Origin of the sequence: Roseiarcus sp. (assembly GCF_049514155.1) — a bacterium.
Taxonomy (GTDB): Bacteria; Pseudomonadota; Alphaproteobacteria; order Rhizobiales; family Beijerinckiaceae; genus Roseiarcus.
In genome coordinates, this window is record NZ_JBEKVH010000038.1 from 1 (window position 1) to 20,742 (window position 20,742).

19 protein-coding genes and 1 tRNA gene are annotated in these 20,742 nt (G+C 67.3%); 9 read left to right on the forward strand and 11 right to left on the reverse strand.

Annotated elements, in window-relative coordinates; translation table 11 throughout:
- Positions 1-900 (reverse strand): DNA recombination protein RmuC (locus ABSF49_RS07850; RefSeq protein WP_424112086.1); only part of this gene is annotated, 900 nt, incomplete at its 3' end.
- Between the two features lie 106 nt (positions 901-1,006).
- Between ABSF49_RS07850 and def the strand changes: the two genes are divergently transcribed.
- The 3 genes from def (at position 1,007) to ABSF49_RS07865 (ending at position 3,528) form a co-directional block, all read left to right on the forward strand.
- Positions 1,007-1,534 carry a peptide deformylase gene (def, locus tag ABSF49_RS07855; protein WP_424112087.1) on the forward strand — a complete coding sequence of 176 codons (528 nt, stop codon included), beginning with the start codon at positions 1,007-1,009 and terminating at the stop codon, positions 1,532-1,534.
- A gap of 138 nt (positions 1,535-1,672) precedes the next feature.
- Positions 1,673-2,479, forward strand: a complete 807-nt coding sequence (locus ABSF49_RS07860) for a DUF4344 domain-containing metallopeptidase (RefSeq protein WP_424112088.1) — start codon at positions 1,673-1,675, stop codon at positions 2,477-2,479.
- Positions 2,473-3,528: a DUF4344 domain-containing metallopeptidase gene (locus ABSF49_RS07865; protein ID WP_424112089.1), complete on the forward strand. Its 1,056-nt coding sequence runs from the start codon at positions 2,473-2,475 to the stop codon at positions 3,526-3,528. The genes ABSF49_RS07860 and ABSF49_RS07865 overlap by 7 nt, the downstream gene beginning before the upstream one ends.
- A gap of 69 nt (positions 3,529-3,597) precedes the next feature.
- On the opposite strand, the gene kdpC is transcribed toward ABSF49_RS07865, so the two are convergent.
- Genes kdpC through kdpF form a run of 4 tightly spaced genes read right to left on the reverse strand, consistent with a single transcriptional unit; the run spans position 3,598 to position 8,133 of the window.
- Entirely contained in the window at positions 3,598-4,203 is a 606-nt protein-coding gene (kdpC, locus tag ABSF49_RS07870) for a potassium-transporting ATPase subunit KdpC (RefSeq protein ID WP_424112090.1), read from the reverse strand.
- Positions 4,204-4,214: 11 nt separating this feature from the next.
- Positions 4,215-6,266, reverse strand: coding sequence for a potassium-transporting ATPase subunit KdpB (gene kdpB, locus ABSF49_RS07875; protein WP_424112091.1), 2,052 nt, complete (start codon positions 6,264-6,266; stop codon positions 4,215-4,217).
- A gap of 30 nt (positions 6,267-6,296) precedes the next feature.
- On the reverse strand, positions 6,297-8,006 hold the full coding sequence (kdpA, locus tag ABSF49_RS07880) for a potassium-transporting ATPase subunit KdpA (protein WP_424112092.1): 1,710 nt from the start codon (positions 8,004-8,006) through the stop codon (positions 6,297-6,299).
- 40 nt (positions 8,007-8,046) lie between these two features.
- Positions 8,047-8,133 (reverse strand): K(+)-transporting ATPase subunit F, encoded by an 87-nt coding sequence (kdpF, locus tag ABSF49_RS07885; RefSeq protein WP_424112111.1) that lies wholly within the window; start codon positions 8,131-8,133, stop codon positions 8,047-8,049.
- A 318-nt stretch (positions 8,134-8,451) separates the two neighbouring features.
- Between kdpF and ABSF49_RS07890 the strand changes: the two genes are divergently transcribed.
- The 3 genes from ABSF49_RS07890 to ABSF49_RS07900 all read left to right on the forward strand — a co-directional run bounded on the left by ABSF49_RS07890 (position 8,452) and on the right by ABSF49_RS07900 (position 12,039).
- Positions 8,452-8,580, forward strand: a complete 129-nt coding sequence (locus ABSF49_RS07890; RefSeq protein ID WP_424112093.1) for a hypothetical protein — start codon at positions 8,452-8,454, stop codon at positions 8,578-8,580.
- 85 nt (positions 8,581-8,665) lie between these two features.
- Positions 8,666-11,353 (forward strand): DUF4118 domain-containing protein, encoded by a 2,688-nt coding sequence (locus tag ABSF49_RS07895; RefSeq protein ID WP_424112094.1) that lies wholly within the window; start codon positions 8,666-8,668, stop codon positions 11,351-11,353.
- Positions 11,350-12,039 (forward strand): response regulator, encoded by a 690-nt coding sequence (locus ABSF49_RS07900; protein WP_424112095.1) that lies wholly within the window; start codon positions 11,350-11,352, stop codon positions 12,037-12,039. Before ABSF49_RS07895 ends, ABSF49_RS07900 begins: the two co-directional genes overlap by 4 nt.
- 22 nt (positions 12,040-12,061) lie before the next feature.
- Here the strand turns inward: ABSF49_RS07900 and ABSF49_RS07905 are convergent, their stop codons facing one another.
- The 6 genes from ABSF49_RS07905 to ABSF49_RS07930 all read right to left on the reverse strand — a co-directional run bounded on the left by ABSF49_RS07905 (position 12,062) and on the right by ABSF49_RS07930 (position 18,660).
- Positions 12,062-13,579, reverse strand: a complete 1,518-nt coding sequence (locus ABSF49_RS07905) for an efflux transporter outer membrane subunit (RefSeq protein ID WP_424112096.1) — start codon at positions 13,577-13,579, stop codon at positions 12,062-12,064.
- A 5-nt stretch (positions 13,580-13,584) separates the two neighbouring features.
- A complete protein-coding gene (locus tag ABSF49_RS07910; RefSeq protein WP_424112097.1) occupies positions 13,585-15,534 on the reverse strand; it encodes a MacB family efflux pump subunit in 1,950 nt (649 codons plus the stop codon).
- Between the two features lie 3 nt (positions 15,535-15,537).
- On the reverse strand, positions 15,538-16,833 hold the full coding sequence (locus ABSF49_RS07915; RefSeq protein ID WP_424112098.1) for an efflux RND transporter periplasmic adaptor subunit: 1,296 nt from the start codon (positions 16,831-16,833) through the stop codon (positions 15,538-15,540).
- On the reverse strand, positions 16,830-17,453 hold the full coding sequence (locus tag ABSF49_RS07920; RefSeq protein WP_424112099.1) for a TetR/AcrR family transcriptional regulator: 624 nt from the start codon (positions 17,451-17,453) through the stop codon (positions 16,830-16,832). Before ABSF49_RS07920 ends, ABSF49_RS07915 begins: the two co-directional genes overlap by 4 nt.
- A gap of 142 nt (positions 17,454-17,595) precedes the next feature.
- Complete coding sequence (msrA, locus tag ABSF49_RS07925) at positions 17,596-18,270, reverse strand: peptide-methionine (S)-S-oxide reductase MsrA (protein ID WP_424112100.1); 675 nt, start codon at positions 18,268-18,270, stop codon at positions 17,596-17,598.
- A gap of 66 nt (positions 18,271-18,336) precedes the next feature.
- Positions 18,337-18,660 (reverse strand): hypothetical protein, encoded by a 324-nt coding sequence (locus ABSF49_RS07930; protein ID WP_424112101.1) that lies wholly within the window; start codon positions 18,658-18,660, stop codon positions 18,337-18,339.
- Positions 18,661-18,808: 148 nt separating this feature from the next.
- Here ABSF49_RS07930 and ABSF49_RS07935 point away from each other — a divergent pair.
- The 3 genes from ABSF49_RS07935 (at position 18,809) to ABSF49_RS07945 (ending at position 20,650) form a co-directional block, all read left to right on the forward strand.
- Positions 18,809-18,898, forward strand: a tRNA-Ser gene (locus tag ABSF49_RS07935).
- A 437-nt stretch (positions 18,899-19,335) separates the two neighbouring features.
- Positions 19,336-20,097, forward strand: coding sequence for a P-loop NTPase family protein (locus ABSF49_RS07940; protein WP_424112102.1), 762 nt, complete (start codon positions 19,336-19,338; stop codon positions 20,095-20,097).
- Between the two features lie 22 nt (positions 20,098-20,119).
- The gene (locus tag ABSF49_RS07945) at positions 20,120-20,650 is read left to right on the forward strand and encodes a cyclic nucleotide-binding domain-containing protein (protein ID WP_424112103.1); all 531 of its coding nucleotides are present in this window, start codon (positions 20,120-20,122) and stop codon (positions 20,648-20,650) included.
- Positions 20,651-20,742: the final 92 nt, after the last annotated feature.

Below are 20,742 nucleotides of genomic sequence, written 5' to 3' on the forward strand. Positions count from 1 at the left end.
CGCCTGCGTCACCTGGATCGCCATCATCATCAGCGACGGCGAGAGGATGACGACGCGGGCGCGATGGGCGCGCTGCACCACGTCGTCGAAATGCTCGACCAGGTCGGAATAGATCGATTCCGACGGCACGAACATCAGCGCGATGTCCTGCGTCTCGCCCGGCAGCAGATAGCGCTCGGCGATGTCCTTGACGTGCTTGCCGACGTCGGCGCGCACGCGCGCCATCGCCGCCTTGCGCGAATCGTCCTCGCGCGCCTCGTTGAACAGGGTGAAGGCTTCAAGCGGAAACTTCGCGTCGACCGCCAGCACGCGCGAGTCGCCGGGCAGGCGGATGACGCAGTCGGGCCGCGCCTTGTTGGACAGCGTCGCCTGGAATTCGTAGGCGCCGACCGGCAGGCCGTCGCTGACGATCGCCTCCATCCGCCCCTGGCCGAAGGCGCCGCGCGTCTGCTTGTTGGAAAGGATGTCTTTCAGCGACACGACCTCTTCGGTCATGCCGACCATGCGCGCCTGCGCCGCGTCGATCACCGCCAGCCGCTCGTTGAGCTTGTTGAGGTTGGCGCCGGTCGTCTGGGCGTGACTTTCGAGGCCGGCGCCGAGCCGGGCGCTGACATTGTCGAGCCGCTCCGACATGACGCGGGCGAGATCGGCCTGGCGCGAGCCCAGCCATTCGCTCATCGAACCGAGCCGGCCGCCGAGCTCGGCGTTCGACTGGGCGAGCGCGGCGAGCCGCGCCTCAAGCTCGCGCCGCCCGGCTTCCGCGGCCTCCGCCTCGCGCCGCCGCGCCGCATTGGCGCGCATGAGGGCGACGATCAGCGCCAGCAGCAGCGCGCCGATCGCGCCGAGCGCGTCGGCGAAGGTGACGGGATAGCCGTAAAGAACGACGAGCGTAGGGTTCATAATGCGAGCTTATCCGATTCGCCGCGCCGAATCGAACGAAAGAGGAACGGATTTGACCTGCCGCCGCTGCGCCATTATCTGAGCGGACCAGAGAGATTTCGCGACCATGGCCCTTCGACACATCATCACCCTGCCCGACCCCAAGCTCAGGCTGATCAGCAAGCCGCTCGAGCGCGTCGACGATTCCGTGCGCAAGCTGCTCGACGACATGGTCGAGACGATGCACGAGGCGCCCGGCATCGGCCTCGCCGCGATCCAGGTCGCCGAGGCTTTGCGCATGCTGGTGGTCGACCTCGCCAAGAAGGACGAGCCCGCGAACCCGATGTTCTTCATCAATCCCGAGATCGTCTGGTCGGCCGACGATCGATCGGTCTACGAGGAGGGCTGCCTGTCGATCCCCGAATATTACGAAGAGGTCGAGCGGCCGGCGAGCGTGCGCGCGCGCTTCATCGACCGCGACGGCAAGCGGCAGGAAATCCTCGCCGAGGGCCTGCTGGCGACGGTGTTGCAGCACGAGATCGACCACCTCGACGGCGTGCTGTTCATCGACCACATCTCCAAGCTCAAGCGCGACCGGGTGATCAAGAAGTTCGTCAAGATGGCCAAGCGCGCCGAGGGCCATCCGCCGCTGTGACGGCGCCGGGCCCACGCCGAAGCCGACCCGCGCCGAGCTGACCCAAGCGACCCTCCCGCCCTCGTGCCGATCCCGGATTGACTGCGGACCGCGCCCCGGCTTCAATCAGGCGATAGCCGGTCTCACCGGGAGGGGACGATGAGACGCGCGACGCTCGCGGCCGCGATTGTCGGCCTGACGCAAGGACTGGTCCTGGCGGCGGCGACCGCCGCGCCGCAGGTCAGCATCGCCTATGGCGACGCTCCGGGTGGCGACGCCGCGCTCGCCCATGCTCGTGACGTGCTGGTCAAATCGCAGGCGCTCGAGGAGCTGAGTTCCTTCCTGACGCCGCTGAGATTTCCCGCCGACCTCCACATCCGCGGCGACGCCTGCGGCGGCGCCTTCCGCCGCCCGTACGACTCGGCGACCAAGACGGTGACGATCTGCTACGAGATGATCGTCCGCATCCTCGACGTCGCCAAGGCCCAGACCAGCGCCAGCGACCAGGACCGCAGCCAGGCGGTGATCGGCACAATGGTCGAGGCCCTGTTCCACGAGACCGCTTACGCCTTGTTCGATCTGTTCGACGTGCCGATCTGGGGCCGCGTCGACGACGCGGCCGACCGGCTGACCGCCTTCGTCATGATGCAGTTCGGCGAGGACAACGCGCGCACGACCATCCTCGGCTCGGCGCTGTTCTTCAACTGGTCGGCGCGCACCTGGACCGGCGAGGATTTCGCCTCGACCGAGGCGCCGGAGGCGCAGCGCTTCTACAACTTCCTCTGTATCGCCTATGGCGGCGACCCGATCGCCTTCGACAGCCTGAAGACCAATGGCGCGTTGCCCGAATACCGTTCGGCGCAGTGCGCGAAGGAATATCAGCAGGTGCGCAAGGCCTTCGATCTCCGGCTGATGCCGTTCATCGACCCCGATCTCCTGGTCAAGGCGAGGGCGCGGACATGGTGAGGCCGACGCTGCGCGTTGTCGCTCTTGCGGCGTTCGCGCTTTCTCTGGCCGCGGCCGAAGCGGCGGGCGGCGGTTCGGGCGGCAACAACGCCAGCCCCGCCGCAAGCGGCGGCTCGAACCCGTCCGCCGGCGGGGCGGCGGGCCCGACTGCGAGCAGCGCGGCGAATGACGATTCCGCTCTGACCAACGGCAAGGTCAGGATCGCCGAAGTCGACGGCGACCAGGGCTACCGCCAGCCGAAGACCGCCGTCTACGCCGACACCCGCGCCAAGATGATGAAACGGCAGGTGCTCGAGGAATACGTCAAGTTCCTCGCGCCGCTGAAGCTGCCCAAGACGATCTGGGTCTATGTCGACGAATGCGACGGCGGCGACAGCGCCTCGCCCTATTACTCGCCCGACAATCGCGCCCTGGTGATGTGCTACCAGTTCATGAAGATGATGGAGGATCGCGCCGCGCTGATCACTCAGGCGGAAGCGAAGAATCCAAATCTGTTCCCGATGAAGGTCAACCGCGACGGGTTCCTCGCCGGCGTGTTCGCCGGCGTCATTCTGCACGAGACGGGACACGCGCTGTTCGACGTGCTCGACGTGCCGATCATCGGTCGCGAAGAGGACGCCGCCGACGAAATCTCGACCTTCGTCGCGTTGCAGTTCCAGCCCAAGCTCGCCGACGTCGTCGTCGCGGCTTATTCCGACGTCGGCGAGACTTTCGACAATCCGCCGACCGCGGCGCCCGACGCCAAGGCGGCCGACTATCCCAAGGACAAGACGCTGCAGTGCTTCGCCGACCCGTTCTGCGCCTTCGCCGACGTGCACGGAACCTGGGGGCAGCGCTTCTACAATACCTTGTGCCTGATGTACGGCGGCGACCCGCAGCACTACGGGTTCCTCCTCACCGGCGGCTGGCTGCCGAAGAACCGCGACTGTCCGGCCGAATACGCGCTGGTGCGCCGCGCCTTCGCCAAGACGATTTATCCGTTCATCGACACGGACCTGATGGCCAAAGTGCAGGCGCGCGCGTGGTTCAGGTCCAACGAGCTGAAGTGAAGCGCGCCGTGTAGACGCGGCCGCTGGCCGCGTCCCGCCGCGCTCAGTGAGCGCGGCTACAACGCCCGCCTACATCGCGTCGAGCGCGAGGTTCAACCGCAGCACGTTGACGCGCGGCTCGCCGATCAGGCCGAGGGCGCGGTCTTGGGCATGCGCCGCGACCAGCGCCCGCACCTTTTCCTCAGCGACCCCGCGCGCCTTGGCGACGGCGGGAACCTCAGCGAAGGCGGTCGCGGGCGAAATCTCGGGATCGAGTCCTGAAGCCGAAGTGGTCACCGAATCGGCGGGGATCGGCCCGGTCCAGCCGGCGGCGCGCTTGGCGGCGACGTCGGCCTTCACCCGGTCGAGCAGCTTCTGTGAGGTCGGGCCGAGATTCGAGCCGGTCGAATTGGCGGCGTTATAGGGCGCGTCGATCGTCTTCGACGGGTCGTCGGGATGGGCGGGGTCCTGCGCCTGGGTCGCCGACGGCCGGCCGTGGAAGTATTTGTCGCTGGCGAAGTTCTGGCCGATCAGCGCCGATCCGACCGGATTTCCGCCGACCTGGAGCAGGCTGCCGTTGGCCTGATACGGCATGAGGACTTGCGCGACGCCGGTGATCGCCATCGGATAGACGAAGCCCGTCAGCAGGGTGAATAGCGCCAGCAAGACGATGGCGGGACGAATTTGGCTCAACATGACGTTTATCCTCAAGCCAGATGCAGGAAGGCGACCACGACGTCGATGATCTTGATGCCGATGAAGGGAACGATGATGCCGCCGAGGCCGTAGACCGTGAGGTTGCGGCGCAGCAGGGCCGCAGCGCCGATCGGACGGTAGGCGACGCCCTTCAGCGCCAGCGGAATCAGCGCGATGATGATCAGCGCGTTGAAGATCACCGCCGACAGGATCGCCGATTTGTCGGAATGCAGCCCCATGATGTTGAGGGCGCTGAGTTCGGGATAGGTCGTCACGAACAACGCGGGAATGATGGCGAAATACTTGGCGACGTCGTTGGCGATCGAGAAGGTCGTCAGCGAGCCGCGCGTCATCAGCAATTGCTTGCCGATGCCGACGATCTCGATCAGCTTGGTCGGGTCGGAATCGAGGTCGACCATGTTGCCCGCCTCGCGCGCCGCCTGGGTGCCCGTCTGCATCGCGACGCCGACGTCGGATTGCGCGAGCGCGGGCGCGTCGTTGGTGCCGTCGCCGCACATGGCGATCAGGCGGCCGCCCTGCTGCTCCTTGCGGATATAGGCGAGCTTGTCCTCCGGCGTCGCCTGGGCGAGGAAGTCGTCGACGCCCGCCTCCGAAGCGATCGCCGCCGCGGTCAGCGGATTGTCGCCGGTCACCATCACCGTCTTGATCCCCATCGCGCGCAATTCGGCGAAGCGCGGCCGGATGTCGGGCTTGACGATGTCCTTGAGGTGAACGACGCCGAGCAGGCGGCCGTTGTCGGAGACGGCGAGCGGCGTGCCGCCGGAGCGCGAGATGCGATCGACCGTCTGGCTGAAATCGGCCGGCGCCTTGTCCTTGGCGAGGCGGACCTCGCCGAGGATCGCGTCGACCGCGCCCTTGCGCAGCGTGCGTCCGGGCAGGTCGACGCCGGACAGGCGCGTGTGGGCGCTAAACGGCACGACCTTCGCGTGCGGCTGGTCGATCGGCGCCTCCAGCCCATAGCGGGTCTTGGCCAGCGCGATGATCGAACGGCCTTCCGGCGTCTCGTCGGCGAGGCTCGCCAGCAACACCGCCTCGGCGAGCTGGCGCTCGCCGACCCCGGCGACGGGGATGAATTCGTCGGCCATGCGGTTGCCGAAGGTGATGGTGCCGGTCTTGTCGAGCAGCAGCGTGTCGATGTCGCCCGCCGCCTCGACCGCGCGGCCCGAAGTGGCCACGACGTTGAAGCGGATCAGTCGGTCCATGCCGGCGATGCCGATCGCCGACAACAGTCCGCCGATCGTCGTCGGGATCAGGCAGACGAGCAGCGCGATCAACACCGTCGCCGAAACGACCGTTCCGGAATAGGCGGCGAGCGGCCACAGCGTCACGCAGACGATGAGGAAGATCAGCGTCAGGCCGGAAAGCAGGATCGACAGCGCGATCTCGTTGGGCGTCTTCTGCCGTTCGGCGCCTTCGACCAGCGCGATCATGCGGTCGATGAAACTCGAGCCGGCGGCGGCGGTGATGCGCACCTTGATCGAGTCGGAAAGCACCGTCGTGCCGCCGGTCACCGCCGAACGGTCGCCGCCCGCTTCGCGGATCACCGGCGCGGACTCGCCGGTGACCGCCGACTCGTTGACCGAGGCCAGACCCTCGATGATCTCGCCGTCGCCGGGAATCATCTCGCCCGCCTCGACCAGCACCACGTCGCCGACCTCGAGGTCGAGCGCATTGACGCCCTCGTAGACGCCCTTGAGATTCTCGGGATCGAGGCAACGCTTGGCGCGCGCATCGCTGCGGCTCTTGCGCAACGTGTCGGCCTGCGCCTTGCCGCGTCCCTCCGCCACCGCCTCGGCGAAATTGGCGAACAGTACGGTGAACCACAGCCAGAAGGCGATCTGGCCGGAGAACAGCGGCGAGATCTCGCCGGTGACGCAGTCGCGGACGAAGAAGCCGGTGACGACCACCGACACGACCTCGGTGACGAAAATCACCGGATTCCTCGCCAGCTTGCGCGGGTCGAGCTTGCGTAGCGCGTCCAGGGCCGCTCTGCGGATAATCGTGGGATCGAACAGTCCCGGAGTTTTCGCCTTCGTGGACATGGATAACTCCAATCAGAATGAGATTTGCTGTCAAAAAGCCTTGCCGCCCAGCATCAGAAAATGCTCGACAACCGGCCCCAGCGCGAGCGCGGGGAAATATTGCAGCAGGTAAAGGATGACGATGACGCCGATCAGCAGGCCGACGAACAGTGGTCCGGTGGTCGGGAAGGTTCCCGCCGACGGCGGCGCCTTCTTCTTGGCGGCGAGGCCGCCGGCGAGCGCCAGCACCGGGATTACGTAGGCGAAGCGCCCGGTCAGCATGACGATGCCGAGCGTCGTGTTGAACCACGGCGTATTGCCGTTGAGGCCCGCGAAAGCCGAGCCGTTGTTGGCGTTGGCCGAGGCGTAGGCGTAGAGGATCTCGGACAGCCCGTGCGGGCCGGCGTTGTTCATGCTGTCGAGCGCGGTCTGCAGCATCACCGACGCGGCCGAGAAGCCGAGCACCGCCAGCGGGTAGATCAGCACCGCGAACATCGCCAGCTTCATTTCGCGCGATTCGATCTTCTTGCCGAGATATTCCGGCGTGCGGCCGACCATCAGCCCGGCGATGAACACGGCGATGATCGCGACCACGAGAAAACCATAGAGCCCCGCGCCGACGCCGCCTGGCCAGATGCAGCCGGCGAGCAGGTTGAACAGCGGCACCAGACCGCCGAGCGGCGTCAACGAATCATGCATCGTGTTGACCGCGCCGGTGCTGGTTGCCGTCGTCGCCGTCGCGTACATCGAGCTCAGCGCCTGCCCGAAGCGAACCTCCTTGCCCTCGAGATTGCCGGCCGAAGGGTCGACGCCCAGCGCGGTCACGCCCAATGTTCCCGCGCATTCCGCCCAATAGACCACGCCGATGCCGACGACGAGCAGAATCGCCATGGCGATCAGGATCGCGCGGCCTTGCTTGAAGTCGCCGACCGCCCGACCGAAGGCGAGCACCGAAGCGGTCGGGATGAGCAGCAGCGCCCAGATTTCCAACATGTTGGTCCAGGCGTTGGGGTTCTCGAACGGATGCGCCGAATTGGCGTTCATGAATCCGCCGCCGTTGGTGCCGAGCTCCTTGATGATCTCCTGGCTCGCCATCGGACCGATCGAGATGGTCTGCTTGGCGCCCTCCAACGTCGTAACGTCGATCGAGCCGGCCAGCGTCTGCGGCATCCCGAGGGCGACGAAGACGATGGCGAAGACGATCGAGATCGGCAGCAGGACGTAGAGGACGACGCGGGTCATATCGACCCAGAAATTGCCGACCGTGGTCGCCGAGGAGCGCGCGAAAGCGCGCACCAGCGCGAAGGCCATGGCGAGGCCCGTCGCTGCCGACAAGAAGTTATGGACGGTGAGGCCGAGCATCTGGGTGAGATGACTCATCGTCGTCTCGCCGCCGTAGTTCTGCCAATTGGTGTTGGTGATGAAGCTGACCGAGGTGTTGAACGACAGATCCGGCGGAACGGCGTCGAAGCCCTGCGGATTGAGCGGCAGCACGTTCTGAAATCGTTGCAGCGCATAAAGCGAAGCGAAGCCGACGATCGAGAAGGCGATCATCGCGACCGCATAGATGAACCAGCCTTGTTCGCGCGTCTCGTCGACGCCGGCGAGGCGATAAAAGCCGCGCTCGACTGGGCGCAGCACCGGCGACAGAAAGTTGTCTTTGCCTGCGTAGACATTCGCTATTAAGCCGCTCAAGGGGATGGCGGTTGCGATCACGAGCGCGAGGACAATCGCAATTTGCGACCAGCCGACGAGTGTCATGGCTTCACCTTCAAGTTCGAAAATTTTTGAAAACCGCTCGTCAGAATTTCTCGGGGCGAACCAGCGTGTAGAGAAGGTAGATTCCCAGGCCGATTCCGACGATCAAGCCGATGATGGGCTCCGTCATGGCGATTCTCCTTACAATCGGTCGCAAGCAACGGCGTAAAGGCCCATCAGGACGAAGAAAACTGCCCCAACGACCAAATAGACAACGTCAGCCATGGCGCGGCGCCTCCAATTTGACAGCCGGTTCTTGGGACAGAAGCCGATAAGCGATCAATGCGTGAAGCCTGGTTTGGACATAAAGAGTTTATAAGGCTCGCTTCGCCGCGCCGGCGTCGGCCCTTATGCGTCCTTTACGTCCGGCGGCGAGTTTGCGAATGGCGCCCTTGCGCCGATCCCGGCTAAGCGTGTGTCGGCCGGACATCCGGCCCGAGGCATTGCTTTGACCGCTTACACGTCGCCCGTCGCCCGCCGCGGGTCTCCGTCCCCCTTCAAGGGGCAATTCGTGCTACGCGCCGCCTTTCTCGCCGCGACCGGCGTTCTGTTCGCGGTCTGGCTCGCCACGGTCTGAGGCGAAGCCGGCGGAAGGAGGGCGTTGCGGTCGCCGACCGGCCATGCGCTATAATGGTCTCGAATCTTAGCGAAGCCCCGAATCCTTGGCCAACGACCGCAACCCCGAGCGCCGACCCGACCCGGACGCGCTATTGGCGCTCGCCGAGAAGGGCAAGCGCGGCAAGTTGCTGGTGTTCCTCGGGGCCGCGCCAGGCGTTGGCAAGACCTACGCGATGCTGCAGCGCGCCGGGCTGTTGCGTGACGAAGGAGTCGACATCGTCGTCGGCCTGGTCGAAACGCACTCGCGCGCTGAAACGGAAGCGCTGACCCAAGGCCTCGAAATCCTGCCGCGCAAGAAGGTGCGCTGGCAGGGGCGCGAGATCGAGGAGTTCGACCTCGACGGCGCGCTCGCCCGCCGGCCCAAGCTGATCATCGTCGACGAGCTCGCCCACTCCAACGCGCCGGAGAGCCGCCACCCCAAACGCTGGCAGGACGTCGAGGAGCTGCTCGACGCGCGCATCGACGTTTGGACCGCGCTCAACATCCAGCACCTCGAGAGCCTCGCCGACGTGGTTTCGCGCATCACCGGCGTCGTCGTGCGCGAGACCGTTCCCGACATCGTGCTGCGCGACGCCGACGACATCGTGCTCGTCGACATCACGTCGGAAGACCTGATCCAGCGCCTCAAGGACGGCAAAGTCTATCTGGCGGAGACGGCGCGGCTCGCCCAACAGAAATTCTTCACCCTGCGCAACCTGACCGCGCTGCGCGAGATCGCGCTACGCCGCACCGCGGCGCGGGTCGACGACCAGATGGTCGAACAGTTGCGCCAGGGCGCGATCGGCGGGCCGTGGGAGACGAGCGAGCGTCTGCTGGTCTGCGTCGGACCCGACGCGCTGTCGATGGACGTGGTGCGGGCGGCAAGCCGGCTCGCCACCGGCCTCAACGCCAGCTGGGTGGCGGCGACGGTCGATCGACCGAGCGGCGACGCCGGCGGCGGGGTCGACGCGGCGCTCAGACTGGCGCAGAGCCTGGGAGCGGAAACGACGCGGCTGGTCGGCCACGACATGCCGGCTGAGATCCTGGGCTACGCCGAGCGCGAGAACATCACCCAGATCGTCGTCGGCCGCTCGAAGGCGGGGTTGCTCGGCCGCCTCGCCGGCCGCTCGCTGTCCGATGCGCTGGCGCGGCGCGCCAGCCTGGTCGGCGTGCACATCGTCACCGGCGACAAACGGCGCGAAGCGCCGCGTCGGCCCCGCTTCGCCTTCGCGCTCGACCGCGACCTGCCGATCGGCGCGCTCGCTGCGGCAGGTTCGGTCGCCGTCGCCGTCGCCGTCGGCGAGGCGCTCGACCGCTGGCTGCGCCTGCCCAACTTGTCGATGATCTTCCTCATCGCGGTGCTGCTCTCGGCGGCGCGCTTCGGCGTGCGCGCGGCGATCTTGGCGGCGGTGCTGTCGTTTCTCGCCTACGACTTCTTCTTCGTCCCGCCCTACTACCAGTTCACGATCGCCGAGCCGCAGGAATTCTTCGCCCTCGTCATCTTTCTCGTCGTGGCGAGCCTGGTCGGCTGGCTCGCCGGCCGGGCGCGCGATCAGGAACGGCTGGCGCGCGCCAGCGCCCAGGCGACGAGCTCGCTGTTCGAGTTCTCGCGCAAGCTCTCCGGCGCGGTGACGCTCGACGACATCCTCGATACGACGACCGTCTACGCCCACAAGACGCTCAGGGCGCGCGGCGTCGTCATGCTGCTGCCCGAGGACGGCGAGCTGCCGCTGAGCGCCGCCTGGCCGCCGATCGACGAGCTCGATCCCGGCGAGAACGGCGCCGCGCGCTGGGCCTTCGACAAGAGCGAGCCGGCCGGCTGGAAGACCGGCACGCTGCCCAACGTGCGCTTCCAGTTCCGTCCGCTCGTCACCTCGCGCGGCGTGGTCGGCGTGTGCGGCTTCGAGCCGGCCGACCGCGACGCGCCGATTTCGCCGACGCTCGAACACGCCCTCAACCTCATTCTCGAGCAGGCGGCGATCGCCATCGACCGCGCGCTGCTGGTCAAGGACTCGGTGCGCACCGTCGCGCTGGAGGAGAACGAGAAGCTGCGCGGCACTCTGCTCGCCTCGCTGTCGCACGACCTGCGCACGCCGCTGGCGACGATCACCGGCGCGGTGACGACGCTGCGCAGGTTCGGCGACGGCATGGCGCCCGAGCAGCGCGCCGACCTGCTCGCCTCGATCGACGAGGAGAGCGCGCGGCTGACCCGCTTCATCGCCAACCTGCTCGACATGTCGCGGATCGAAGCCGGCGCCCTGAAGCCCAAGCAGGATCTCGTCGACGTCGTCGAAGTCGTCCGCGCGGCGATCGAGCGCGCGACCAAGGTCTTTTCCGGCCAGCCCATCACGACCAGCCTCGCGCGCGACCTGCCCTATGTGCGCTGCGACGCCAATCTGCTCGAGCAGGTGCTGTTCAACCTGCTCGACAACGCGCTGAAATACGGCGGCGGCGGGCGGGTGATCGTCCACGCGCGGCCGGAGGGCGCCAACGTGCTGGTCTCGGTGACCGACGAGGGGCCCGGCATCAAGCCGACTGACCTCGAGCGCGTGTTCGAGAAGTTCTATCGCGGCGGCCGCGCCGACGGGCGGCGCGCCGGCACCGGCCTCGGCCTGTCGATCAGCCGCGGCCTGATCGAGGCGATGGGCGGCCGCATCTGGGCCGAAAGCCCGGCGGTCAAGCGGCGCGGCGCGCGCATCGTCATTTCGATGCCGGCGGTGGAAGCGCGCGAAATCGCCAAGGCGGCCTCATGAACGGCGCGAGGGTCCTGATCGTCGACGACGAACCGCAAATCCTGCGCTTCCTCAAGCCCGCGCTGGAGGCGTCGGGCTATCAGGTGCTGCACGCCGCCTCCGGCCACGAAGCGCTGCGGCTGATCGCCAATTCGGCGCCCGACCTGATCGTCCTCGACCTCGGCCTGCCCGACATGGACGGCAAGGACGTGATCGAGCGGGCGCGCAGCTTCGCCGCCGCGCCGATCGTCGTTCTGTCGGCGCGCGACCGCGAGGCGGAGAAGATCGCCGCGCTCGACCTCGGCGCCGACGATTACGTCGAGAAGCCGTTCGCGATCGGCGAGCTGCTGGCGCGCATGCGCGCCGCCATGCGCCACGCGCGGACGGGCGCGGCGCCGAAGACGCGCGTCGCGGTCGACGGCCTGACGATCGACATGGAGAAGCGGCTGGTGACCCGCGACGGCGCTGCGATCAAGCTGACGCCGCGCGAATACGACCTCTTGTGCGCGCTCGCCGGCAATCCCGGCCGGGTGATGACCCACGGCCAGATCCTCACCGCCGTCTGGGGTCCGGCGCACAAGGACGACACGCAGTACCTGAGGGTGTTCGTCGGCCAGCTGCGCGCCAAGATCGAGCGCGATCCAGCGCAACCGACGATCATCCGCACTGAATCGGGCGTCGGCTATCGGTTTGCCGAGAGCACATAGGCGTAGGCCGCCGCGCGCCGTTTCACGGCGCCGCAGGCTGAGACCGCAGGTGCGGGCCCACCGCCTCGTCCGCGACTTCGGATCGGCTGGCGTCCATCGGCCCATCCCATCCGCCGCCGAGCGCCTTGGCGAGAGCGACATAATCCTTGGCGAGCGAGACTCGGCTCTGGATCAGCGAATTTTCGGCCGAGTACAACGAGCGCTCGGCATCGAGCACATCGAGAAAACTCGACTTGCCCGCCTCGTATTGCGCGCGCGACAGGTCGGCGGCCTTGCGGTAATTGTCCACGCTCGAAGCGAGTTGCTTGGCGCGCAGGCGCTCCCACGAAAGCGACACCAGCGCGTTCTCCACGTCCTCCATCGCGGTCAGCACCGACGAGCGCCAGGCGACGAGATATTCGTCGCGCTGCGCCTGGGCCCCGTCGCGCTGCGCCGCGAGCTTGCCGCCGTCGAATATCGGAATCGAAACGGATGGCCCCCACGACCACGAAACGGACGAGGCGCGCAACAGCTCGCCGGGACGGCTCGCGCTCGTCGACAGCGAGCCGGCCAGTGAGACGTCGGGATAGAGTGCGGCTTCCGCCGCGCCGATTTTCGCCGTCGCCTGCGCGACGCGCCGTTCGGCCGCGCGAACGTCGGGCCGCCGAGTCAGCAGGTCGGCGGGCACGCCGGCCGGCAGCGGCCTGCGCGGCGCGGGGGTCGCGCGGGGCGTCTGCATCCGATCGTCAAGCGCCCCGGGGGCGCGGCCGGTCAGCACCGAGAGACGATGGACCGCCTCGGCGTAGTCGGCCTCGTAAGTAGGAACGTCCGCGGCAGTGGTGCTCGCTTCCGCGTCCGCTTTGGCGGCGTCGGCGCCCGAGGCGGAGCCTGCGTCGAATTTCACATGCGTCAGATCCGCCGTCCTGCGCTCCGACGCCAACGTTCGCCGCGCGAGCGCGATCTGCTCCTGATAGCCGCGCGCCTCGGCGTAGTCGGCGCCGACGTCGCCGACTAGCGTCAGCAGAGTAGAGCGCAAATCCTCCTCGGTCGCTTCTTCGCCATAACCGGCCGCTTCCGCGTCGCGCCGGTTGGCGCCGAACAAGTCGAGCTCCCAGCTTGCGTCGAACCCCGCCTGGAACGGCGCCGACACACCGCTGGACGACGTCGCCGACGTGGTCGTGGTCATCGTCTCGCCGCCCAACGCCGATTGCCGCCCCGTCTCGGACGCCGAGGCGCTGCCGGTGAGCGACGGCCCGAGCGCCGCCCCCGCTTCCCGTCGCGTCGCCCGCGCTTCGCGGATCTTGGCCTTGGCGCTGGCGACGTCCGAGTTGCCGGCGATCGCTTCGGCCATCAGCGCGTCGAGCAGCGGGTCGTTAAAGGCGCGCCACCACGCGTCGAGCGAGGCGGCGGGCGTCGACGGCCCACGCCCATCGGTCGCGGCCTGCGTCCATTGCGCCGGAAGCGTCATGTCCGGCTTCGCGTAATCCGGACCGACCGCGCAACCCGCCAGCAGCGTCGCGAGTGCTTGCGCCGCTGCGACATTCAAGAACGAAGGGCGCATCGCCTTCACTCCCGCGCCAGCGCGTCGACCGGATCGAGCTGCGCCGCGCCGCGCGCCGGCAGCCAGCCGAAGACGACGCCGATCAGCGTCGAGCAGCCGAAGGCGGCGACAATCGAGGATCCCGAATAGACGAAAGAGAACGTCGACCCCAGCGCCCGGAACACAACCGCCGCGCCGAGCGCCGCCAACACGCCCAGCGCGCCGCCGGCCATGCAGACCAGAACCGCCTCGATGAGAAACTGCTGCATGATGTCGGAACGCCGGGCGCCGACCGCCATCCGCACGCCGATCTCTTTCACCCGCTCCGACACCGAGACCAGCATGATGTTCATCACGCCGATGCCGCCGACGAACAACGAAATGACGGCAATGGCGGCAATCAGCGCCGTCATCGTCTGCGTCGTCGCGGTGATCGCGCTGCGAATGTCGCTGGTGTTAAAGAGGAAGAAATCGCGCGCGCCGTGTCGTCTTTCGAGGAGCTGCGTCGCCGCCTGTTCGGCAAGATCGTTGTCGACGTTGTCTTTGACACGCAACACGACGCTGCGTAGCGAATTGTCACCAAGAAAGCGCGCCTGGACCGACGAATAGGCGATGAACGCCGATATGCTCCCGCTCGAACCAAAGCCCTGCTGCTTGCGAGTCACCCCGATTATCGTGCACGGCACCTTGCCGACGAGGATCGTCTTGCCGATCGCATCCTCTCCGCCGCCGAATAGCGTCGATTCCGCGTTCTCGTCGATGACGATTTCCTGCGACAAGTCGCGTTCGGCGCTGGCGTCGAAGAAACGGCCCGCCTTGAGCTTGACGCCCTTGACCGCGAAATAGTCGGCGCCGACGCCGTTCACTTGCGCGCTCGCTTCAATCGAAGCGTATCGCAATGTGGTCGAGGTCGAAACCGTTGGCGTCGCCCCGGCGGCATAGTCCTGGCGCGCCAGCGCCTCCGCGTCGGCGAGCACGAGCGTCTTGATCTTGGCCGCCCGCGTATCGCCAAACCCATTGCCGGGGAAGATCTCGAGCGTGTTGGTGCCGAGGTCGGCAATATTGTTGAGCACCTTGCGGCGCGAGCCTTCGCCGAGCGCCACCATCGCGACGACCGAGGCGATCCCGATCACAATGCCGAGCATCGTCAGTGTTGTCCGCAGGCGGTGCGAGGTCAGGGCGAGCACAGCCATGCGGAACGACTCGGTGAGCCGATCGATCGGCGCGCACCACGACGATTCGTGGCCCGCGCGCGCCGTGAGCGTCGTCGCGGCGGCCGGCGCGCCCGACGCGACGATGCGATCCTCGACGATTCGCCCGTCGGACATCTCGACGACGCGGCGTGCGCGCATCGCCACCGCCGAATCGTGGGTGACGAGGATGACGGTGCGCCCTTCCGCGTTGAGCTCGCCGAGGATGTTGAGGACATCCTCGCCGGAATGGCGGTCGAGCGCGCCGGTCGGCTCGTCGGCGAGGATCACTTCGCCGCCATTGATCAGCGCCCGCGCGATCGAGACGCGCTGCTGCTGGCCGCCGGAGAGCTGGCTCGGTCGATGATGGGCGCGGTCGGCCATGCCGAGGCGCGCAAGCAGCCGCTCGGCAAGATCGTGGCGGCGCGTCGGCGCGACGCCGGCGTAGACCGCAGGAATCTCGACGTTGCCCAGCGCGTTGAGCTCCGGCAACAGGTGATAGCGCTGAAAGATGAAGCCGAAATGCTCGCGCCGCAACTCGGCCTGCTCGTCCGGCGTCAGCGTCGCGATCGAGCGGCCGGCGAACCGGTACTCGCCCGCCGTCGGCCGGTCGAGGCAGCCGAGGATGTTCATCAACGTCGACTTGCCGGACCCGGAGGCGCCGACGATTGCGACGAATTCGCCGCCGGCGATGTCGAGGTCGATGTCGCGCAGCGCGGCGATTGATCCTTCGCCGGAGGGAAATTCGCGCCGCACGCCGCGAAGAGAAATGAATGCGCTGGACATCGCTCAAAGCGCTCCGGGCGGCGCTGGCATGGCGGAGGCCTTCGTCTCCGACGATCGCCGGCCGATGACGACTCGTTCGCCCGCGCTGACGCCGGAGCGGATCTCGCAGCGCGCCTTGTCGTCGAGCCCGACCTGCACCATGCGGCGCGTGAGGCTTCCGTCTGCGTTGGCGACCTCGACCGCGCGTTCGCCGTTGGCGTCGGGCGGCGACAGCGCCGCGGTTGGGATCGTCACCACGCCCTTGGCCTCGCCGAGCACGATGCGCACCTGTGCGGTCATGTAAGTGCGCAGAACGCCGTCGGGATTGTCCACTTCGAAGCGGCCGTAATAATAGATGGCGGAGGTTGTCGACGACGAGGAGGAGGAAGAGGACGAACTCGTGCTGGCGCTCGACGACGAGGCGATCTCCGAGTCCGAGCGCAGCGAATCCGGCGCCGGGTCGAGCGACAACAGCGTCGCCTCCCATTGCCGCTGCGGCGCGCCGAGAATGGAGAAGACCGCCTTCTCGCCGATCTTCACTTTTGGCGCGTCGGCCTCGGAGATCTCCGCGCGCACGAGCATGCGATCTATCCGGCCAAGAACAGCGATGGTCGGCGCCGACTGCACAGCGTTGACGTTCTGTCCTTCCTGCGTCGCCACGAGCAGCACCGTTCCGTCAATCGGCGCGGTGATGCGAGTGTAGCCGAGGTCGACGCGCGCGCTGTCGACTTTGACCTCCGCCTCCTTGATCTGCGCGTCGAGCGAGTCGATCTCGGCGCGAGTGGTTTCGACCGCCTCTTTCGCCGATTCCCATGAATCGCGCGAGGTCGCCTCCTTGGCGAGCGTCTTCTCCTCGCGCTCCAGCGCCCACGCGTCGTAAGCGAGCGTCGCTTCCTTCTGCCGCTTCTGCGCGCGGACGTCCTCAAGCGCGGCTTCGGTGGATTTGAGGTCGTTTTGCTGCGTCACGTTGTCGATCTCGGCGATCAGATCGCCGGCGGCGACGGGCCGGCCGATGACCGCGTTCATCTTGGTGATGCGGCCGGAGACCTGCGCGCCGACGGCGACGAGTTGCGTCGGTCGGAGTTCGCCAGTCGCCTGCACGCTCTGTTCGACATCGCCGATCGTCGCTTCGGCGAGCAACAGGTCGGCAAGCGGATCGGTCGCGAAATTCGTTCGGTAAACGTGATACGCGGCGGCGCCGACGACGGCCAGGATGACGAACGAAGCCGCGAGCCGGCGAGGCCAGCGGCGCGCCCGGCGCGCGGCCGCAGCGTCGACGCGCACGTTCGACCGCGCGGCCGATCGATCGACCACATTCATTGCTCGCCTCGTGGATTCCGTGGCGCGTAGCCGCGCATGAACAACTGCAGCGCGCTCTCGACACGCCGGTCGATCTCCGCATGGGGCGGCGGAGGAAGACCGATCGAGCGGTCGAAGGGCAGCCGCCCCTGGACGAGCGCCAGGAAATGGTCGGCCGCGGTTTCGGGGTCGTCGATCGCCAGCGCCCCCCGCTCGCCCATCTGCGCCAGCAGCGCAGCAACTCGCGCCCACATCGCCATCGGGCCGGCCGCATGAAATCGCGCGACGAGTTCGGGAAAGCGGTGGAGATCGACGACGAACAGCCGATAGACGGCGAGCCCGCGTCCATCAACGAAGAAACGCGCCATGCCCTGCGCCAAGCGTCGCAGGACGCCCTCCGCGTCGCCTTCGAAGCGCTCGGGGATCCAGTCTCCGTCCTCGGGGCGGTCGACCGCGGCCTCAAGGATTTCGAGGAACAGATTCTCCTTGCTCTCGAAATGGGCGTAGAGTGTCGCCTTGGAAACACCCGCCGTCTTGGCGACGAGGTCCATCGACGCCGCCTCGTAACCGACTTCGGCGAACAGCCGCCGCGCGGCCTCGAGCATCATTTCCGACTTCTTCGGGCTGCCGGACGGCTTCATCACACGAGGTTTCCTGAATTAGACTGAACCGTTTAGTTTAGTCCCTGGACAAAAGCAAGCGGCGGCCTTCGCGATGGAAAGTCGCCGCCAGGAAATTCCGCCGACTGCGACCCGCTCTCGGGTCCGGCGGGAACGCGAAGCGCTACTGCGCTGTCGACGCCGCTTCGACCTTCAGCCCGATCGGGCACGAGACGCCGGTGCCGCCGAGGCCGCAATAGCCGCCGGGATTCTTGGCGAGGTACTGCTGGTGATATCCTTCCGCGAAGTAGAACGGCCCGGCTTCGGCGATCTCGGTGGTGATCGCGCCATGGCCCTTGGCCTTCAGCGCCGCGCCGAACATTTCGGCCGAACGGCGCGCCGCCGCGGCTTGCGCGGGCGTCGTCGCGTAGATCGCCGAGCGGTACTGCGTGCCGACGTCATTGCCCTGGCGCATGCCCTGGGTCGGGTCGTGGTTCTCCCAGAAGATCTTGAGCAGCGCCTCGTAGGCGATCTTGGCCGGATCGTAGGCGACCAGCACGACCTCGGCGTGGCCGGTGCGGCCCGAGCAGGTCTCCTCATAGGTGGGATTGGGCGTGAAGCCGCCGGCATAGCCGACCGCGGTCACCCACACGCCCTCCCCGGCTTGCCAGAACTTGCGTTCGGCGCCCCAGAAGCAGCCCATGCCGAAGATCGCCGTCTCGATCCCGGCCGGATAGGGCGGCGCCAAGTCGCGGTGGTTGACGAAATGCTCGCGCGCCGTGGCGATCGGCTGCGCGCGGCCCGGCAAGGCCTCGGCGGAGGTTACGGGGTGGGCTTTGGCGGACAAGAAGCTCAGCATGGTCGGCTCCCTTATTGCGATGTCGACCGTCGTTCGCGCCGACCGCGGCGCTTGTTACGCAAGCGATCAGCGGCGCCGCCACGTCGCGCCAAGCGGGACCGAGCGCCGGCGGGCGAGATAGAATAACACGGCGCCGAGCAAGGCCAAGTCGAGGGTCGCAGGCGCGTAGAGCGCATTGACCAGCGCCAGATCCCACAGCATCGGCGCTTTCTTGACCACGTAGTCGTGCATCAGCGCGAACTTGGCGGGGAATGCATAGGCGAGCACCGTCCCCATCGAAGAGAGTTCGACCTTCTGGTCGGCGAGCGAGCGCGCCCCGTCGATCACGGCGGCGGCGAAGGCGCCGGCGAGCAGGAGCAGCCCGACCAGACGAAGCGTGAACCGGATCAAACCGCCTCTCCTCTGCCGGCGAGCGGCGCCGGTGTTAACCCAAAGCGCGGCGCCCTGTCCACGCCGCGCCAAGGATCGCAAGGCGCTCGACTTGCGCTTGCGCCGCACAGGGTGATATGCGCCGGGCCGCGCGCCGACGGCGCTGCGTGGAGGGGTGGCCGAGCGGTCGAAGGCGCACGCCTGGAAAGTGTGTATACGGGAAACCGTATCGCGGGTTCGAATCCCGCCCCCTCCGCCACGACCTATTTCTAGCTTTTTGATACTGCCGCGTAATCCATTCAAGACCAACATTCCGCCCTGGCGATCTACGACGCGAACCATCCCCTGGCCGGCGATCGGCCGGAGAGATGCGCCCGCATGGAGGGATGACGTGCAAAGTGCGCTCACATCGGGCGCGCGTTGCGCCCCAACGCAGCTCAACCGGGCTCGACGCCGCCGCCCGGAATCGCCGAAGGGCCCCAGCTGGGCAACCGTCGTCCTGAAAAGGGCGGGCGTCCGGCGGCTGTCAGCTTACAGAAAGATTGGTTCCGTTAGGGTTGACGCATCCGGGACGCTTCGACGCCGCGGGACGCGCGCCTCGCCGCGAAGCTCGGCGGCGCTCCAACACTCTGTCGCCGAGACGCCAACGGTCGCTCAACCCGTCCGCATCCCTCCTGTCATTTCGGATCTCGCGCCATGGCCGCCAATTCTCGTTCGAACAACTCCACGCGCGCCGCCGCCGCCAGCCCGGTGGTCAAGCCGACCTTGCTCATCGTCGGCGCGCAGAAGGGCGGCGTCGGCAAGACGACGGTGGCTCGGCTGCTGCTGCATTGGCTGGAGGAGAACCGACGCGCCCATATCGCTTTCGACACCGAGACGCCGCTCGGCTCCCTCATCCGGTTCCACGACGACAAGACTGAACTGGCGGACATCACCGAGGTCGCCGCCCAGATGCGGATCTTCGACGCGGTCGCGGGCGACCGCAGCGGCGCGACCTTCATCGTCGACCTGCGCGCCGGGCATCTCTACGCCATGCTCGACCTGCTCACCGATCTGCGCATCTTGCGCGACGCGCAGGAGGGCGCATTCGACGTCGTCTTCCTGCACATCATGGGCGGATCGACCGAATCGATCCGCGAGGTCAGCGAAACGCTCGACCGCTTCTCCGGCGCCAGGCACATCATCGTCACCAATCCCGGCAACGGCGCCGACCTCTCGGACTGGGAGGCCTCGGAGGTGCGCGCGAATTTCGGGCGCGACGGCGGCGTGGAGATCAACATCCCCGCGCTGAACAAGCAGGCCTATCTCGAGATCGACCGCGCCGGCTCGACCTTCGCCCAGTTCGTCAACAACAAGCGCAAGAACGGCGCCGAGGCGAGCTATTCCTACGTGCTGCGCGGCTACGCGCGGAACTGGCTGTACAAGTCGATGACCGAAATCGATCGCATAAGCCTCTGAGCGGCGACGCGACGCCTCGGCCATGGACGCCGTCGGCCTGCTGATCGACGATACGAGCTGGACCAGCGAAAAGCGCGTCAAACTGCTGCGCCAGACCGAGTTGTTCGGCAAGTTCCCGTACGGCGCGTTACGGACCCTGCTGTTGGCGTCACGCCTGATCGCATTGAAGAAATCGCGCCGCCTGTTTTCCGAGAACGACGCGGCCCAGTCGGGGTTCCTGCTCGCCGAGGGCGTGTTGCGCTACGACCTCGGCGGCGCCTCCGAGCAGCCGACCTACCTGACGCCGCCCGCGGTCATCGGCGAGACGGCGCTCGTCATCGGCTGTCTGCGCCCGGTGACGGTGTCCGCGGAAACCGACTCGGTGCTGATCGAGATCCCCCGCGCCACATTCCTGCGCGTCATCGCCGAATATCCGGAATGCGCGGCGCACACGCGTCGGCTGCTCTCCGGCCACTTGCGCAAGCTGGTCGACGGACTCGACGCCGTGCAGCTTCGCCTCGTCGCGATCGCCTCGGACCGTCTGCCCGCGAGAGACGCCGCGCCTCGACGCTGATCGGCGCGGCATTGCGGCGCCGATGGCGAAGGCAAAGCGGTTCCGCGTCGAAGCCAATGCGCAATCAAAATTGCGCGCGCGGTCCGCATGGG

Bases quoted from the DNA above. Each gene is read 5' to 3' on its own strand.
- def (WP_424112087.1), top strand. From the start codon at position 1,007: ATGGCCCTTCGACACATCATCACCCTGCCCGACCCCAAGCTCAGGCTG.
- ABSF49_RS07860 (WP_424112088.1), top strand. From the start codon at position 1,673: ATGAGACGCGCGACGCTCGCGGCCGCGATTGTCGGCCTGACGCAAGGA.
- ABSF49_RS07865 (WP_424112089.1), top strand. From the start codon at position 2,473: ATGGTGAGGCCGACGCTGCGCGTTGTCGCTCTTGCGGCGTTCGCGCTT.
- kdpC (WP_424112090.1), bottom strand. From the start codon at position 4,203: ATGTTGAGCCAAATTCGTCCCGCCATCGTCTTGCTGGCGCTATTCACC.
- kdpB (WP_424112091.1), bottom strand. From the start codon at position 6,266: ATGTCCACGAAGGCGAAAACTCCGGGACTGTTCGATCCCACGATTATC.
- kdpA (WP_424112092.1), bottom strand. From the start codon at position 8,006: ATGACACTCGTCGGCTGGTCGCAAATTGCGATTGTCCTCGCGCTCGTG.
- kdpF (WP_424112111.1), bottom strand. From the start codon at position 8,133: ATGACGGAGCCCATCATCGGCTTGATCGTCGGAATCGGCCTGGGAATC.
- ABSF49_RS07900 (WP_424112095.1), top strand. From the start codon at position 11,350: ATGAACGGCGCGAGGGTCCTGATCGTCGACGACGAACCGCAAATCCTG.
- ABSF49_RS07905 (WP_424112096.1), bottom strand. From the start codon at position 13,579: ATGCGCCCTTCGTTCTTGAATGTCGCAGCGGCGCAAGCACTCGCGACG.
- ABSF49_RS07910 (WP_424112097.1), bottom strand. From the start codon at position 15,534: ATGTCCAGCGCATTCATTTCTCTTCGCGGCGTGCGGCGCGAATTTCCC.
- ABSF49_RS07915 (WP_424112098.1), bottom strand. From the start codon at position 16,833: ATGAATGTGGTCGATCGATCGGCCGCGCGGTCGAACGTGCGCGTCGAC.
- ABSF49_RS07920 (WP_424112099.1), bottom strand. From the start codon at position 17,453: ATGAAGCCGTCCGGCAGCCCGAAGAAGTCGGAAATGATGCTCGAGGCC.
- msrA (WP_424112100.1), bottom strand. From the start codon at position 18,270: ATGCTGAGCTTCTTGTCCGCCAAAGCCCACCCCGTAACCTCCGCCGAG.
- ABSF49_RS07940 (WP_424112102.1), top strand. From the start codon at position 19,336: ATGGCCGCCAATTCTCGTTCGAACAACTCCACGCGCGCCGCCGCCGCC.
- ABSF49_RS07945 (WP_424112103.1), top strand. From the start codon at position 20,120: ATGGACGCCGTCGGCCTGCTGATCGACGATACGAGCTGGACCAGCGAA.